At 40.9% G+C, this 14,503-nt stretch carries 17 protein-coding genes, 1 tRNA gene, 1 other RNA gene and 2 pseudogenes; 5 read left to right on the top strand and 16 right to left on the bottom strand.

Going from position 1 to position 14,503, the window contains the following annotated elements; genetic code table 11:
* Positions 1 to 301, bottom strand: a pseudogene (locus tag G337_RS0117340) (signal recognition particle-docking protein FtsY); the annotation flags it as partial.
* Positions 302 to 392: 91 nt separating this feature from the next.
* On the opposite strand from G337_RS0117340, the gene rsmD reads away from it, so the two are divergent.
* The 3 genes and pseudogenes from rsmD to G337_RS29440 all read left to right on the top strand — a co-directional run bounded on the left by rsmD (position 393) and on the right by G337_RS29440 (position 1,266).
* A complete protein-coding gene (rsmD, locus tag G337_RS0117335; RefSeq protein WP_028865020.1) occupies positions 393 to 998 on the top strand; it encodes a 16S rRNA (guanine(966)-N(2))-methyltransferase RsmD in 606 nt (201 codons plus the stop codon).
* Positions 935 to 1,119, top strand: a pseudogene (locus tag G337_RS29650) (DUF1145 domain-containing protein); the annotation flags it as partial. The gene rsmD and the pseudogene G337_RS29650, both read left to right, overlap by 64 nt.
* A gap of 12 nt (positions 1,120 to 1,131) precedes the next feature.
* Positions 1,132 to 1,266: a hypothetical protein gene (locus G337_RS29440; RefSeq protein ID WP_281170220.1), complete on the top strand. Its 135-nt coding sequence runs from the start codon at positions 1,132 to 1,134 to the stop codon at positions 1,264 to 1,266.
* Between the two features lie 57 nt (positions 1,267 to 1,323).
* Here G337_RS29440 and G337_RS0117325 read toward each other — a convergent pair whose 3' ends face one another.
* From G337_RS0117325 to G337_RS0117255, 14 genes are all read right to left on the bottom strand, one after another.
* Positions 1,324 to 1,560 carry a YecH family metal-binding protein gene (locus G337_RS0117325; protein WP_028865019.1) on the bottom strand — a complete coding sequence of 79 codons (237 nt, stop codon included), beginning with the start codon at positions 1,558 to 1,560 and terminating at the stop codon, positions 1,324 to 1,326.
* Positions 1,561 to 2,344: 784 nt separating this feature from the next.
* Positions 2,345 to 2,659, bottom strand: coding sequence for a YdbL family probable chaperone protein (locus G337_RS0117315; RefSeq protein WP_028865017.1), 315 nt, complete (start codon positions 2,657 to 2,659; stop codon positions 2,345 to 2,347).
* 25 nt (positions 2,660 to 2,684) lie between these two features.
* Positions 2,685 to 2,873 (bottom strand): YnbE family lipoprotein, encoded by a 189-nt coding sequence (locus G337_RS0117310; protein ID WP_028865016.1) that lies wholly within the window; start codon positions 2,871 to 2,873, stop codon positions 2,685 to 2,687.
* On the bottom strand, positions 2,873 to 4,768 hold the full coding sequence (locus G337_RS0117305) for an intermembrane phospholipid transport YdbH family protein (RefSeq protein WP_157619367.1): 1,896 nt from the start codon (positions 4,766 to 4,768) through the stop codon (positions 2,873 to 2,875). The genes G337_RS0117310 and G337_RS0117305 overlap by 1 nt, the downstream gene beginning before the upstream one ends.
* A gap of 129 nt (positions 4,769 to 4,897) precedes the next feature.
* The gene (locus G337_RS0117300) at positions 4,898 to 5,857 is read right to left on the bottom strand and encodes a KpsF/GutQ family sugar-phosphate isomerase (RefSeq protein ID WP_051303350.1); all 960 of its coding nucleotides are present in this window, start codon (positions 5,855 to 5,857) and stop codon (positions 4,898 to 4,900) included.
* Positions 5,858 to 5,913: 56 nt separating this feature from the next.
* Positions 5,914 to 5,990 (bottom strand) — tRNA-Pro (locus tag G337_RS0117295).
* A gap of 92 nt (positions 5,991 to 6,082) precedes the next feature.
* Positions 6,083 to 6,448, bottom strand: a complete 366-nt coding sequence (locus G337_RS0117290) for a DUF5329 family protein (protein WP_051303348.1) — start codon at positions 6,446 to 6,448, stop codon at positions 6,083 to 6,085.
* Positions 6,445 to 6,807 carry a hypothetical protein gene (locus G337_RS26525; protein WP_051303346.1) on the bottom strand — a complete coding sequence of 121 codons (363 nt, stop codon included), beginning with the start codon at positions 6,805 to 6,807 and terminating at the stop codon, positions 6,445 to 6,447. Before G337_RS26525 ends, G337_RS0117290 begins: the two co-directional genes overlap by 4 nt.
* A 24-nt stretch (positions 6,808 to 6,831) precedes the next feature.
* A complete protein-coding gene (locus tag G337_RS0117280; protein ID WP_028865012.1) occupies positions 6,832 to 7,368 on the bottom strand; it encodes a DUF924 family protein in 537 nt (178 codons plus the stop codon).
* A gap of 115 nt (positions 7,369 to 7,483) precedes the next feature.
* Positions 7,484 to 8,686, bottom strand: coding sequence for an enoyl-ACP reductase FabV (gene fabV / locus G337_RS0117275; RefSeq protein WP_028865011.1), 1,203 nt, complete (start codon positions 8,684 to 8,686; stop codon positions 7,484 to 7,486).
* A gap of 149 nt (positions 8,687 to 8,835) precedes the next feature.
* Positions 8,836 to 10,041 carry an FAD-dependent monooxygenase gene (locus G337_RS0117270; RefSeq protein WP_028865010.1) on the bottom strand — a complete coding sequence of 402 codons (1,206 nt, stop codon included), beginning with the start codon at positions 10,039 to 10,041 and terminating at the stop codon, positions 8,836 to 8,838.
* Positions 10,041 to 11,273, bottom strand: a complete 1,233-nt coding sequence (ubiH, locus tag G337_RS0117265) for a 2-octaprenyl-6-methoxyphenyl hydroxylase (protein ID WP_028865009.1) — start codon at positions 11,271 to 11,273, stop codon at positions 10,041 to 10,043. Before ubiH ends, G337_RS0117270 begins: the two co-directional genes overlap by 1 nt.
* Positions 11,266 to 12,579: a Xaa-Pro aminopeptidase gene (pepP, locus tag G337_RS0117260; protein WP_425414440.1), complete on the bottom strand. Its 1,314-nt coding sequence runs from the start codon at positions 12,577 to 12,579 to the stop codon at positions 11,266 to 11,268. The genes ubiH and pepP overlap by 8 nt, the downstream gene beginning before the upstream one ends.
* Before the next feature lie 23 nt (positions 12,580 to 12,602).
* Complete coding sequence (locus tag G337_RS0117255) at positions 12,603 to 13,172, bottom strand: UPF0149 family protein (protein WP_028865007.1); 570 nt, start codon at positions 13,170 to 13,172, stop codon at positions 12,603 to 12,605.
* 224 nt (positions 13,173 to 13,396) lie between these two features.
* On the opposite strand from G337_RS0117255, the gene G337_RS0117250 reads away from it, so the two are divergent.
* On the top strand, positions 13,397 to 13,699 hold the full coding sequence (locus G337_RS0117250; protein ID WP_028865006.1) for a cell division protein ZapA: 303 nt from the start codon (positions 13,397 to 13,399) through the stop codon (positions 13,697 to 13,699).
* 123 nt (positions 13,700 to 13,822) lie between these two features.
* A non-coding RNA gene (ssrS, locus tag G337_RS28285) (6S RNA) lies at positions 13,823 to 14,006 on the top strand.
* Between the two features lie 245 nt (positions 14,007 to 14,251).
* Here the strand turns inward: ssrS and G337_RS29250 are convergent.
* Positions 14,252 to 14,503 (bottom strand): transposase (locus G337_RS29250; protein ID WP_028865005.1); only part of this gene is annotated, 252 nt, incomplete at its 5' end.

Here is a 14,503-nt window from a genome sequence, read left to right as displayed (position 1 = left end):
TTTCAGCTTCTAACTTTTCAGCTTCTAACTTTTCAGCTTGTAACTTTTGAGCTTCTAGCTTTTCAGTCTCTAACTTCTGAGCTTCTAGTTTTTCAGCTTCTAGCTTTTGCACTTTTAGTTTTTGAGCTTCTAAGTCTACAGCTGAATCGTCTTCATCAAAAAGAATTATCTCAACATCTTTATCATTATTTTGTTGTGCTTCTTTTTTAAGAGTTTCAAGCAATGCAGCTTTTTCATCTACTGAAGTTTCTTTTGTTGATTTCTTTCCAAACCAGGAAAATATACCTTTCTTCTTTGACATTAATTAAAAACCTTACTCACAAGCAAATTAGCCTGCTAAAATAGCAGCATATCGCTATATATTACCATCATCTTGCCGGACTAAAAATTATATGGGTAGAAATCAGCAAACTAAATATCAAGAAAAAAGCAGAAAACCGATCAAAGACGGGTTTATTCGCATAATTTCCGGAAAATGGCGGGGAAAAAAACTGCCGGTAAAAGATAAGGAGGGCTTACGCCCGACAACGGATCGCACTAAAGAAACCCTGTTTAACTGGTTAATGCATGATATTCGCGATGCACAGTGCTTGGATTGTTTCAGCGGCAGCGGCAGTTTAGCTTTTGAAGCTTTATCCCGTTATGCAGGTTATACCACTTTGCTCGAACGTGACAAACAGGTTGCTCTACAATTACGAAATAATTTACAAACCTTAAAAGTCGATAATGCCGTTGTCATTGAAACTGACTCAATCAGCTTCCTGCAGCAGACTACGGAGCAGCAGTTCGATATTGTATTTATTGATCCGCCTTTTAACAAAGGTCTAGTACAGCCATGTTGTGAAGCATTAGAAGTAAATAACTATTTAGCTCCGCAAGCATTAATTTATATTGAAATGGAAGTACAGCTGTCAGACCTTGAACTGCCGGATTCATGGAAATTATTAAAAGAGAAGAGTACGGGACAGGTTTCTTACCGCTTATATGTACGGGACTAATAATGAAATATATTATTCCCTTAGCAAAAATAATCATGATCATTGTCTGGGCTGGATTATTAACTAACCTTTTTTCCCTTTTCCGGGACAGAGTGGTCTAGCCTTTAACTTACTGCTGGGCTTTGTATGTATTATGCACCTTATTCAGCTAGTGGTTATTTACAGCGTTTTTTCCAAAAAACTGCGCCTTACTAAGTGTGAAGCTGTACAGGTATTTATCTTCGGACTGTTTAAGCTCTGGCAGATCAAAGATCGTCTGCGCGGTTAATATCAGCCCCGACAAGTTCGGGGCTGATTGTGCAAAATTATTTACAGTGCCCAGGTATCAGCAAAGGTGATCTTCGGGCATGCTGATGCCTTGCTCTGATTCAACAAATTTGCCTTTTGCAGCTAAGAAATCAATCAGATCATCCGCACTTAAGTCACTGCCCATACAGGTATGAAAACGCGCGGTTTCACCAAACCGGGCCACAATATCCGCTTTTAAAGCCGACCTTGTATAAGTTTTTGCACTATCGGCCATCATTTCCATTACCTGATGTCCATGAATTGATTCGCTCATCTTTTTTCCTTTATTACTGTCTGTAAAAAAACAATATAACCCAGCGAACCGGTCAAGTATTGACACAAAACAATTTTTATCTTAAAACGAAAAAGGGCGAGCACAATCTATGTGTTCACCCTTTTATAGTCTTAATATTCATTCCTTTGAGAATTTCCACGCCCTTGTGGTTCCATGACAACAGCTAATCTAAGCTTTTCCCTTTACTAATCCTTTAGCCAGTCCCTTTGTCCATATTATCAATATACTATTGAAACCACTTCTTCCTGAAGGTGTCCTATAATGCTCCGAGCTTTTCCTTTTCAAATCCCTATGAATATCCTTAAATCCCTGATGCAGTTTAATCTACTGCTCTCCCCTCTTCCTGAAGGTCTCCTAAAATCCCTAACGCGGACTAACCTGCCACTTAACCTTCTTCCTGAAGGTTTCCTTAAATCCCTGTCGCTTTATGCAAAACTGCATAACTCTTTGTTTTCCATACAAGCCATTTATCCCTTAACTTGTAACTAAGTATAAATATGGATTGAATATTTATATTAAATCTTTTCATTTAATATTTTCACAATGTAAAGTCAGCCAGGCTGTAAAAATTAACAACCATAAATTCAACAAGTTAAAGTTTATTTATATTTTAATGATGGTTATGACCAATAGATAAAACGCTAATTGCACATAATGAAATGGTCAATCTCTTAGACACAAAAAAAGATCCTAAAAACAAGCGGGAAAAATGAGCAACTCATTTTTCCCGCTTGTTTTTTTATTCCCAGCATTAATAAGACGGCTATTTCACAACCCACTGCCCCGATGCGTTGCGGATATACTGCCCGGCTGGTGTTTTTTTAATTGCTTTCTCACCCGCTAAAATAGAAACCTGCTCCAGAGTCATGCCGTTTTTTTCTGCCATATTATTTAAGATAACCAGACGTTTGCTGTTAATATCTTTAACTAACGCGTTTACCGCTGCCGATTCTTCAACCACTCCCAGCAAGCCGTTCGCCTGTTCTCCCACTAATCCCTGCTCTTTAGCATCAGATAAGTCTAAAGCTGATACAGAAAAACTCAACATCAGCATAACCATCAAAAACAATTTTTTCATTTTATCTCCTAGACTTTTTATTACTTTAAAATAGGCCGCTGTCTTCACTAAAGAGCTCATCTAACTCTTTATCTATTTTAACTCGAATTTCGTGATCAATTTTAACATTTAAATTAATTGTAATAGGCTCATCGGGCATAGCCAGCTCTATTCGTGGTGTACATGCCGTTACAGTAAAAAATAACGGTAAAACAAGACTCAATTTTTTAAGCACTAATACCTCTCCTTTATTTGCCGTACTAATTCATCATTGAAGCGCAGGCTTTGAAGTAATTTAAGAATATTTTCTTTATGAGAATAATTAAAAGTAATCGGCTGAGTGCCGCTAACCGTCGGATTAATACCTTTAATCTCAACTTTCAAATCACTTTCACCGTCACTAGTATAACCTATCACTGCCTGCAAAGTATCAAACTGAAAATTTGACAGCAGCTGCATGGTAAAAGAAAAAGCAGGGTTTCCACTACTCATAGCTGTAATTACTGTATTTTCAGGTACCTTAATATAACCGCCAGGTGCCCTGGCAAAAACCAATCCCTCAGCAACCGTCGGACCACTTTTATTAAGTGACAGAGGAAGCATACCGTCAAGCACGCCTTTCCCCTTTATTTCCGGATAACTGCTGTATTTAATCACTTCACTTAAACTTATACCGGAAATAGCTATTACAGCTTTACCGGGAGGTGTTAACTGCAGATCATCAAAATCTACACGCCCGCCTAATAAACGCGCTTTAAAATGCTGTATCAGCGGATCACCCGCATTAATCTGCGCATCTAACTGTAAAGCCTGAACCGGTATTCCGACAAATAAACTGTCTATTTTTAACTGCTGTTTATCCTGGTTAACAGTGACCAGGTTGTTGTTTATGGAATAATCTAAATCACTGCTGAAATTAACTCCGTCAAACAATACATTGCTCTGCTCTCCCGATAACGACAAAACATTTACACTGCTCTGCAGCCGCCCGCTGTTTGTCTTTAAATCGTAATCAGCCGACATCTGCAGTTTTATCTCTCCAGACTTAAGCAGCACAACTTCAAGATCTGTTATATAGCGCCCCAGTGAGTCAATTAATATTTTCGCAGAAAGTGTATTCTCTGCAATATCAAAATGTACTTTCTGCCCGCTATAAGAGCTGTTTCCTGAAATTGTCTGATTCAGTGATGAAAGACTCCAGTCTGCTTTAATATCTGCAACTGTGCCCCGAGGAGCCAAGGTCATAAACAGTGAAGGCAGCTTTTGAGTATCAATACGAATACGTCTGCTTTTACCGCGTGGTACTTTGCTCAGCAGTGCACTGGAGCCGATCCGCAGATGTAAAGGCAGTGCCTTAATATTTAACTCGGGGGACAAATTGATTAATGCCGGAGCGGCCAGCTTAAGTTTAATATAACCTGTTTTCCACTCCTGTTGTTCAGATAGGGGCAGTGTAACTTTTTTTAAATTAACGGCCAGTTCATTAACAACGGCCTGTCGCTTTAATAACTGTAATTCACTGGTTAATCTGAATTCAGCCTGCTCTGCATAGTTGTTCGCCAGCATTCCTGCCCAGTTAACTGACAATCCCCCCTGCTGCCAGTGATTTAAATTACTTTGATAATTGATTTCTAAGGCATTATTCAATAAAGGTTTAACCTGCTCGCTGATATTTACATAATCTGCGACCAGATCTAAAGTAACAAAACCATCTAAAGTTAAATCTCTGCTGTTTAGATCGAGTTTTATATTAACTTTAAGTAATTCACCCGATAGAGTAATCAGCAGCTGCTGTGCAGTTTTATTAACCTGTAAGCTGAAAGAGAGTTTTTTATTAATAAGCTCTGAGTCTAAATTAACGGATTTTATACGCAGATTACTTTCCGGAAGCAACTTCAATAAGTTAAAAAACTTATGCAGCTGCAGATCGATATTCTTTTTAAATTCTTCTGGCGACGGGGAGCTTTTAACAGTGGAGGGAGTCGCGGGAGGTGACTGACAATTTAAATCCCAGTCAATTAAAGCAATATCTGTATTTACACTGTCCTGCTCTTTGAACACTTTAATATCAACAAGCTGGTTCTGCGGACAGTACTGATCCGGCTGAATACGTTTTATATTAGAGGACAAAAGAGCAAGCCAGGAGAATAACGGCTTGTCCAGCGTCTGAGCAGAAATAACAGGACTGCAAAGCAGAAGTAAACAGCTAAATAATAGAATTAAATTAGAGTTTATTCTGCTCAGTAATCTCACTCTTATTTACTGTCCCCACTCGATGATACCATCAAGTTTTTTACCGTCTTCACTGACGATTAACCATTTAATATGTTTTTCGCGCATAATCTCTTCCGCTTCAGTTAAACGCACATCAGGAGAGATAAAACACGGAGAGCCGTTCATTAACTCATGGGCCGCGCACTCATTAATACTTTTACCTGAAATTAAGAATCTACGCACATCACCATCGGTGATCACGCCCTGCAGCTCATTATCTTTCATTACCAAAGCAAGACCGGTACGTGTCTCAGTCATCACCATTAAAGCATCGGTCAGAGATGTCTGCAGCTCCACCAGCGGGAGATTATCGCTGCGCATCTCGTTTTTAACAAAAGTCAGTAAACGCTTACCTAAACTGCCTCCCGGGTGAAAACGGGCAAAATCCATCGGGCTGAATTGATTATCTAAGGTTAGAGTTGATGCTAATGCATCACCAATCACCAGCGTCAGGGTCGTTGAAGTAGTCGGCGCTAAATTATTAGGACAGGTTTCTTTTTCCACACTCGCATCTAACACTACATCTGAATTTTGTGCCAGAGTCGAACTGCAGCCGCCGGTTATAGAGATTATTTTATTACCAAAGTGCTGAATCGACGGAATAATTTTTAATAACTCATCTGTTTCACCGCTGTAGGAGATAAGCAGCAGTAAATCATGCTTAGTGATCATGCCTAAATCACCATGAAACGCTTCACCCGGGTGCATAAAAAATGAAGGGGTACCCAGCGAAGCGAGTGACGCAGATATTTTTTTACCTATATGCCCTGATTTTCCCATTCCGCAGACAATCACTCGTCCCGTACAGTTTTTCATTAAAGCAAGCGCCTGCAGGTACTCATCGCCAAGCTGTCTGCTGTGCGAGGACAGCGCGGCACTTTGTACATCAAAAACAGTCCGCACTTCTTTAAGTAACTGCTCAGTGGATAATGAAAACGGTGTCATAAAAGATCCTATAGGCAAAGAGTATTAGCTGATGAAGTTGGCTGAAAAGAGGAAAATGGTCGGTATGAAAGGATTCGAACCTTCGACCCCTGCTCCCCCAGAGCAGTGCGCTACCAAGCTGCGCTACATACCGACTGAGTTGCAAGTCTAATAATTTAGAGATGATATGCAACATAAAGTTAATAAAAATGGAAAAAAATTACTGTTTTTTCAGGATATTAGTTTTTACTTGTCATTTATCCGTAGTGAACGATATTTTTTTAACTCGTCTAATAACCACTCGCCGCTAAACTGCTCTTTTTCTCCTGGACAAAGAATGGTGTATTTTGAGCCGGAAATAACACTTTGAGTCGCAGAATATTTGATAAAGTCTTCGCCTGATTTTATATTATCCGCATAATAATCATATTTTTTCTGGATATGCTCGCGAGCCTCCGCCCCTTTATGCTCTGAGCCGTTACGATTATAGATACACTCGCTTTGAGCGATAAAATTAAGCAGGTGATTAATTTCATCGATACTTGAAGCCGCAGCTGAAAAAGATAAAACAACAGCAGACAGCAGAAAAGTCAGTTTCTTAAATATACTCATTTACAGTCTGCTCCCTGATAACCAGGATCATTTTCCAGTTTCAGTGACTCAACATTCTCAAACCCCAGATCCTGTGCGGAGCTTAAATCAGATTGCCCAATCAGATGAAGATTAATATCAGTTGTACCCGCACCGCACATAGCAATTACAGCCAGATTTGTTAAAGAGCCGCACAAACTCGCTCTTACTTCAATTCCCTGTTCATTTAGTAATAGTGCAGTTTCAGCCGCAGTTTTACCACTTGATTCACATTGAACGGCACCGCTGTTGATATAGATCGTTACAGTATTTTCATCATTAGACGTGCTGACACATGCGCTCAGAGTTAATGCTAATGCAGCAGTTAATAATTTTTTCATCCTTTCCACCTTATTTTTCAACAGTTAAAAACTTGATCCCGGCTGCAGTAAAAAAGCAGTTTCCTGCTCACTAGACAAACGGCTTAAAATTTTATTACGATGCGGATAACGGCCAAACTGTTCAATAACCCGTTTATGCTTTAACTCAAAATCATAGTTAGCCTGTATTCCGTTAGCCTTGAACAATACAACCGCCTGCTGGTGAATTTTTAATGATTCGCTGTGCATAAAGGGCATATACAAAAAACTACGCTGAACTGCATTTAATTCCTTATCCGCTCCGCTGCTTATCGCTTCCTGCGCTAAAACTAATGCTAGGGCATCCTGGGCAAAAGCCAGCGCTGAATCCCGAAACATATTACGAGAGAATTGATCCAGTACGATAATCTCAGCTAAACGTCCCAGCGCTGTGCTGCGCCAGTCAAATAACTCTCCTGCACAAGCCTGTTTATGCAGGACGCTGAATTTATCTGTGATCAACTGATCGAATAACGGATCTTTAGTCCACCATTGAGCGGCAGTGGTTTCTTCAAACCAGAACTTTAAGACATTATCAAACATTACTTTTCCTCACCAGCAGCACAATACAGCTAAGAATAAGACATAAATGTTTTTATAGCATTAAAAACAAAAATACCCGCCGAAGCGGGTATTTTAAAATAAAACAGATATCTTTTTAAACTGAGAGGCAGTCAAACTCAACCAGCGTATCTACATCAGCATCGTAATCGACACCTTCAATACCGAAACCGAACAGTTGTAAAAACTCTTCTTTGTATTCTTTGTAGTCTGTTAAGTCGAACAGGTTTTCAGTTGTAATAGAAGGCCATAAATCTTTACAAGCCTGCTGTACATCATCACGTAACTCCCAGTCATCCAGACGCAAGCGGCGCGCTTCATCGGTCACTGGTGTACTTGCATCTTCTTTATAAAGCTGCGCAGTAAACAGACGGTGAATCTGCTCCATACAGCCTTCATGAAGACCCTTCTCTTTCATGATTTTAAATACCATAGAGATATACAGAGGCATAACCGGAATTGCAGAGCTTGCCTGTGTTACCACACTCTTCTGCACAGAAACATAAGCTTCACCATTCAGCGGTGCAAGCTGTGCCTGAATAGCTGTAGAAGCACGGTCTAAATCAATTTTAGCCTGTCCTAAAGCACCGTCCCAGTAAATCGGCCAGGTCAGCTCAGTACCAATGTACGAGTAAGCAACGGTTTTAACACCTTCAGCTAATACACCGGCTTCAGCTAATGCGCTTAACCATAGTTCCCAGTCTTGTCCGCCCATTACTGTTACAGTATTAGCAACTTCTTCTTCTGTTGCAGGTTCAACAGAAGCTTCAATGATACAGTCTTTGTTAGTATCAATCGCAGTTGAAACGTATGTTTCACCGATAGGTTTCAGGCTTGAACGGATCACTTCGCCTGTATCAGGCATTTTACGAACCGGCGCGGCAACTGAGTAGATAATCGCATCAATCTGACCTAAGTCTTCTTTGATCAGCTCAATGACTTTTGCTTTAATTTCATGAGAGAAAGCATCTCCATTGATGCTTTTCGCATATAAGCCGTCTGCTTTAGCTTGTTTTTCAAAAGCGGCACTGTTGTACCAGCCGGCAGAGCCTGGTTTACGCTCTGTTGCCGGTTTTTCAAAAAATACGCCGATTGTTGATGCATCGGATCCGTAAGCAGCCGCGATACGTGAAGACATACCGTAACCAGCTGAAGAACCGATCACTAATACACGTTTAGGACCGTTTTTAATTTTGCCTTGTTGTTTTGTGTATTCAATCTGCGTTTGAATATTCTTTTCACAACCAACTGGATGAGTTGTAGTACAAATAAAGCCGCGAATCTTTGGTTTAATGATCATAATTAAAGCTCTTCTCTTATAGGTTTAATGTTATTAATTAAACACGTTTTATTGTTAAGTCTGCGTAATATACCCGTTACACTTCAATATGCAAAATCAGCAAGTCGAGAGACGGGTATATACACCGTTTTCAATCTGCTTAAGCGCAGTTAATGCTTAGCGATTTCAGGAAGCTCTCCGCTGAGCCCCATCGCTTGTTTTATAAATTGTTTTTTTAGCGGTTGAACCTTATCAGCAAACACTAAAGCGATATCGCGCAGCGTTTTCTGGACAGGATTATCCCCTTGAAACAACTGTTTTAACAGCTCCATTGAAGCAATCATCTGGGTAGCTTCAGTTTTACGCCAGCGCTCAAAAAAACGCAGGTTTTCATGCAGGCCGATATCCTTACCCGCTTCAATATTCTCACTAATGATCTGCCCGAGACTAACCGCATCTAATAAACCAAGATTCGCTCCCTGACCGGCTAAAAGGTGAATGGTATGGGCGGCATCACCGATTAAAGCAATACGATGTCTGGCAAAATCCCGCGCATAACGCATGGTCAGAGGAAAACTAAAACGCGCTCCCTGCACTTCACACATTCCTAAACGGTTATCAAAGGTGCGGGTTAACTGTTTATTAAACTCAAGTTCAGACAGATCCTTTAACTGCAGCGCTTTCTCAGGAGGTAGCGACCAGACAATTGAACAAAGATCTTTTTCAAAAAGCGGCAGAAAGGCCAGAGGGCCGTCAGGCGTAAAGATCTGTCTTGCACAGTTATCATGTGCTAAGTCTGTTTTAACCGTCGCCACCAGCGCATGGTGATTATAATCCCAGCGAGTTAAAGGAATATCCACTTTATTACGCAGCCATGAATTTGCACCGTCGGCCGCCGTCACTAACTTGGAGGTCAAAGTTTTCCCGCTGTTTAACGTCAGCCAGGCTTCACCGTCACCAACAGCAATATGACTAATTTGATCCGGTGAATAAAAAGTGACATTTTTCTGCTTTTGTACACGTGAAAGTAATGCCGACTGGATATGATCATTTTCAATAATATAACCAAGTTCCGCAAACTCTACCTGCTGTGCATCAAACTCAATTTTTCCAAAACTGTCTTTTTCCCAGACCTGCATGCTGTTATATGCAGTAATACGTTCACTGTTTAACTGCTGCCAGACATTTAAATTCTGCAGAATTTGTCTGCTGGCATAACTTAGCGCACTAACGCGGCTGGCCGGCTCTTCTGTAAGGATCGGCGCTTCACTGCTTTCAATCAGTGCAATTGATAAAGGGGTATCCGCAAGAGAGGCTGCTAATGTCAGTCCGACCATACCTCCGCCGACAATCGTTAAGTCATATGACTGCATCATTATTCTGCATCTCGATTTAATAAGCTAAACTGGCCTTTCGCCTGTTTAATAATAGGGGTTGATAAATCAGGTAAGAGACTCATCGCCTGTAAAGCAATATTCCGCCCGATAATAAACGGCCAGCTGCTGTTACTGAAAATACGCACAGTTGAATCGGTAAGGCTGATAGTCTTATGATGATCTGCTTTACGCAGGCGCCAATACTGCTCAAGCATCTGATAACTGCCGATCTGCTTTTTACTTTCCACTCGGCTCACCTGCGAAGCTAACACATAGAGATCCCGCATACCTAAATTAAAACCTTGTCCCATCACAGGATGCAGGCAGTGCGCGGCATTACCGATACAAACACCGCGATGGGTCAGCGGTTTATCAGTTTTAATAAGCTTAAGCGGATAAATATCGCGCTTTCCGGTTTCAGTAAAAATTCCTGCTCGATAACCAAATGCCTGCTGCAGTTCAGCGAGAAACTCCTGATCAGTTAAAGCACGAATACGCGCCAGATCCTTATTAGCTACCGACCAGACTAATGAATAACGGTTATCGCTTAAGGGCAGCAGTGCGATTGGCCCGAACTCAGTAAAACGTTCAAAGGCCTTGTTAAAATGCGCTTTAGAGGAGCGAACATTAGCGATAACTGCACTACATCCATAATCAGATATCTGTGCAGGGACAGCCAGCAGCTTACGGGTAATACTGTTAGCCCCGTCGGCGCCGACGCACATTTTCGCCTTGACAACCTGTCCGTTATCTAAAGAGCAGTGAATATGCTCTGAGTGTTTTTCTATATCTATTAAAGACGAACTATACAAACGCTGCAGCTGTTTATACTGCTTCAGATGCTTATTTAAAACTAAACCGATATCCTGAAGCTCGGCAACATAACCAAAGGCCTGGGTTTTATTGTTTTTCTGTAAATCTAATGCGCCAAAATAACCGCGATCTGAAATATGAATATCTTCTATGGGCTGCGCTTTCAGCTGTAACTCATCCCATAAACCCAGCTCAGCAAGCAGATCACATGTGCCGGCACTTAATGCAAGAGTTCGCGCATCAAAACCAGGATGAATAAAATTATTCTGCTTGTCTGTCCGCTGCGGATTCTCATCAACCAGCATTACATCTAACAAGGGGTTAAGCTTTAATAAGGCATAAGCGAGCAGACAGCCCGACATGCCTGCGCCGACAATAATAATGTCGCAGTCCAGCTGCGATGAACTGTTTTTATCCATGCTGTTTTGCATCTGCCATTAACGCTTCAATTTCTGTAATACTTTTTGGTACATCAGCACTTAGGACCTCTGCACCATGCTCAGTTACTAGTACATCGTCTTCAATACGAATGCCGATTTTCATCCACTGCGGATCGACATCAGCATCACTGCCGACATATAAACCCGGCTCAATAGTCACAACCATACCGGCTTCTAATAAACATGGATTTTCAAGCGTACCGTAATCACCGACATCATGCACATCCAGACCGATATAATGGCCGATGCCGTGCATATAAAAGGCTTTATAAACTTCATCTTTAATCAGAGTTTCACTGTCGCCCTGCATCAGACCTAACTCAAGCAGACCGTCAACCAGCTGCTGAACGGCATTTTTATTAATATCAATTAATGCTGCTCCTGGTTTCACCTGACTGATTGCACTTCTCTGTACATCTAACACCAATTGATACAGCTTTGTCTGATGCTCAGAAAAAACGCCGTTTACCGGGAAGGTACGGGTGATATCACCGGCATAACCTTGATATTCTGCACCAGCATCAATCAGAACCAGCTCCCCGTTCTGAAGCTTACGATTATTTTCTGTGTAATGCAGAATACAAGCATTCTCACCACCGGCAACAATACTGTTATAAGCAGTTTCAGGTGCGCCCTGCAGTGCAAATTCATGCTCAACTTCAGCCTGCAGCTGATATTCCCACATACCGGAACGGCAGGCTTTCATTGCACGAATATGTCCGGCTGCAGAAATTTCAGCAGCCTGTGAAAGTAATTCAATCTCATTTTCAGATTTAATCAGGCGCATCTCATGCACTATCCGAGAACTGTCAATAATGACAGTAGGGGCAACAGCCCCTTGGCGCGCTCCAGCTCGTAACTTATTAATCACAACGCTGAGACTTTTATCTAAAGCGGCATTCTGAAAAGTCGGATAAATAAGCGTGCTAAAACCATCCATCAGTTCATAAATATGGTGCTCAAACTCTGCAATATCAAAAGCACTGTCAAAACCCAGTTCACTGACAGCTGCACTTTGCCCTAATCGATAACCATGCCAGATTTCTGCACTTTTATCTTTTTTGCGGTTAAATAAAACCGTTTTACACCTGTCATTGTTTTTTATAAGCACTAAACAGGCACCAGGCTCATTAAATCCGCTTAAATAATGAAAATCACTATCTTGTCTAAAAGGAAATTCGCAGTCATTATTTCGTATTTTTTCTCTGCCGGCAGGAATCACAGCTATGCTGTTATTTTTCATTCGAGTGAAAAACTGTGCTCTACGCTGTTTAAACATACTCATGAATTCTCTTTATTTCAGATAATTTAGTGCAGGGTTTTTGAAACAGGTGCAGGCGGTTTACGGGAAAAAGCATTAAAACAAAGCATCGCCCCTACTCGTAAATATTCGACAATTTCAGCAAAGGCAATTTCAGACTCTTCATCTTCCTGCTCGAAGTCTAAAGACACCTGGGAAATATCGCGAATATCACGGATCAGTTCCTGGATTTCATCAGAGGACTGATTTAACGCCTGCTGCACCATACCAAAACCAACTAAAAAACCCTGCGCCCACTGTGCCATCGCCTCAGCCCGCTCATCAAGCGGCACGTCATCATTCGGCAGCAGCAGGTTAAACCCCATGCCGTCATCGGTAAACTGGTTTACCACCTGCCCGTAAATGGACTCCACTAACTTCTGTGCATTTCTCGGCAGCCCTAGGCCTTCGTTAACTACATCATTAAAATGCGGGCGCCAGCTTTGATCATCAAGTTTTACACCACCACAAACAAGACCAGATAATACCCCGTGCGTTTCAGACGCATTAGTATACAAATCGGCGTCTTCTAAGATCTGAGTTATTTTTTCAAAACTAGGTAATGGTTCTTTACTCATGGGGTTACTCTTTTGTTAAATAAAATATAAAACGACAATACTAACATCCACTGGATCTTGCCGCTAGTAAGTACTTGAAACTTGATAGCTAGGCAGCTATAGTTCGTAAATTATTATCTATTTTTTGAGCTTGCTAACATTATGCCTGTAAATGAATATTTTTACATTTTGAGGCATTCCTGCACAGCAGCGACTTTAACAACTTTCTTTTTTATAGGTTAATTATGGCACATCTCGAAGTCTCTATTTTAGGCCAACAATATAAAATTGCCTGCCCCGATGGTGAAGAGCCAGCCCTGCAGAAAAGTGTCGATCAATTTAACGATAAACTTAAAAGCATGAAATCAGGATCCCGCGCTTTACGCAATGAACAGCTGATCGTAATGGCGGCTTTAAATTTCTGCCATGAGCTGAATGCAGAAAAAGCCAAAAACCAGGCGCATGCAGAAAAATTAAATGAACGTATCCGCACGCTGCAGAGTTCTATTGAAACTGTGCTGCTGACAGATAAAAACAGTGATGAATAATAAACTGTTATTTTTCAGACAGTAAAACCATCAATTTAAAAAAAACATATCAACAGCAAAACAATATCAATCAAGGTTAGCAAAAAATGCTTTGCAAATGACAAAAACAGGCGTAAAGTGTTTTTAACCCTCGGATATCCGCTCATCTTGACTACGTCCCTGAGCCGATAAGCATTACCCTGGTGACTTGGCTTGAATGCTATTGTGCAAGCTCGGCTCGTATCGAGAAGCCTGCGGCAAACACTGAGATACCAACCTTGACCTTCGGGTTCAAGGTCAAAGTCAACAACGGTATCCTTGGGTTACTTACCTCTTTTCCTGAAAAACACTAAGAAACATTAATTCCTTGACCGTCTAATTCAATATTACAGCTAATAACAATAATTCTGGGTTACTTTTCTCTTTCCTACTGAAAACACTAAGAAACATCAATTCCTTGACCGTCTAATTCAATATTACAGCTAATAACAATAATTCTGGATTACTTACCTCTTTTCCTGAAAAACACTAAGAAACATCAATTCCTTGACCGTCTAATACCATTCCGCCTAATTAACTGGTCAGTATCATCCAATCTCTAGTGCACATTTTCATTACTCTTTTACTATCACTTACAAAATCATTCCAAGCATCACATACTGCATCAACTATTGAGTCGTAACCATTAAAGCATCTATTTGCTAAGTGACGCTGGCGAAGCCTGCTCCACACTTGCTCTATTGGATTCAACTCAGGAGAATAAGGTGGAAGTTTTATCACCGTTATATTGTCGAAGTCCGTTTCAATATCATCACTGTGCCATCC

This window comes from Psychromonas aquimarina ATCC BAA-1526 (genome assembly GCF_000428725.1).
Lineage (GTDB): Bacteria > Pseudomonadota > Gammaproteobacteria > Enterobacterales > Psychromonadaceae > Psychromonas > Psychromonas aquimarina.
Note: the sequence above shows the minus strand (reverse complement) of the source record. Positions and strands in the feature narration are given on the sequence as shown.

Bases quoted from the DNA above. Each gene is read 5' to 3' on its own strand.
- G337_RS0117280 (WP_028865012.1), bottom strand. From the start codon at position 7,368: ATGTTTGATAATGTCTTAAAGTTCTGGTTTGAAGAAACCACTGCCGCT.
- pepP (WP_425414440.1), bottom strand. From the start codon at position 12,579: ATGAGTATGTTTAAACAGCGTAGAGCACAGTTTTTCACTCGAATGAAA.
- G337_RS0117315 (WP_028865017.1), bottom strand. From the start codon at position 2,659: ATGAAAAAATTGTTTTTGATGGTTATGCTGATGTTGAGTTTTTCTGTA.
- G337_RS0117325 (WP_028865019.1), bottom strand. From the start codon at position 1,560: ATGAGCGAATCAATTCATGGACATCAGGTAATGGAAATGATGGCCGAT.
- G337_RS0117255 (WP_028865007.1), bottom strand. From the start codon at position 13,172: ATGAGTAAAGAACCATTACCTAGTTTTGAAAAAATAACTCAGATCTTA.
- G337_RS0117250 (WP_028865006.1), top strand. From the start codon at position 13,397: ATGGCACATCTCGAAGTCTCTATTTTAGGCCAACAATATAAAATTGCC.
- G337_RS0117300 (WP_051303350.1), bottom strand. From the start codon at position 5,857: ATGACACCGTTTTCATTATCCACTGAGCAGTTACTTAAAGAAGTGCGG.
- ubiH (WP_028865009.1), bottom strand. From the start codon at position 11,273: ATGGATAAAAACAGTTCATCGCAGCTGGACTGCGACATTATTATTGTC.
- G337_RS26525 (WP_051303346.1), bottom strand. From the start codon at position 6,807: ATGAAAAAATTATTAACTGCTGCATTAGCATTAACTCTGAGCGCATGT.
- rsmD (WP_028865020.1), top strand. From the start codon at position 393: ATGGGTAGAAATCAGCAAACTAAATATCAAGAAAAAAGCAGAAAACCG.
- G337_RS0117290 (WP_051303348.1), bottom strand. From the start codon at position 6,448: ATGAGTATATTTAAGAAACTGACTTTTCTGCTGTCTGCTGTTGTTTTA.
- G337_RS29440 (WP_281170220.1), top strand. From the start codon at position 1,132: ATGCACCTTATTCAGCTAGTGGTTATTTACAGCGTTTTTTCCAAAAAA.
- fabV (WP_028865011.1), bottom strand. From the start codon at position 8,686: ATGATCATTAAACCAAAGATTCGCGGCTTTATTTGTACTACAACTCAT.
- G337_RS0117270 (WP_028865010.1), bottom strand. From the start codon at position 10,041: ATGATGCAGTCATATGACTTAACGATTGTCGGCGGAGGTATGGTCGGA.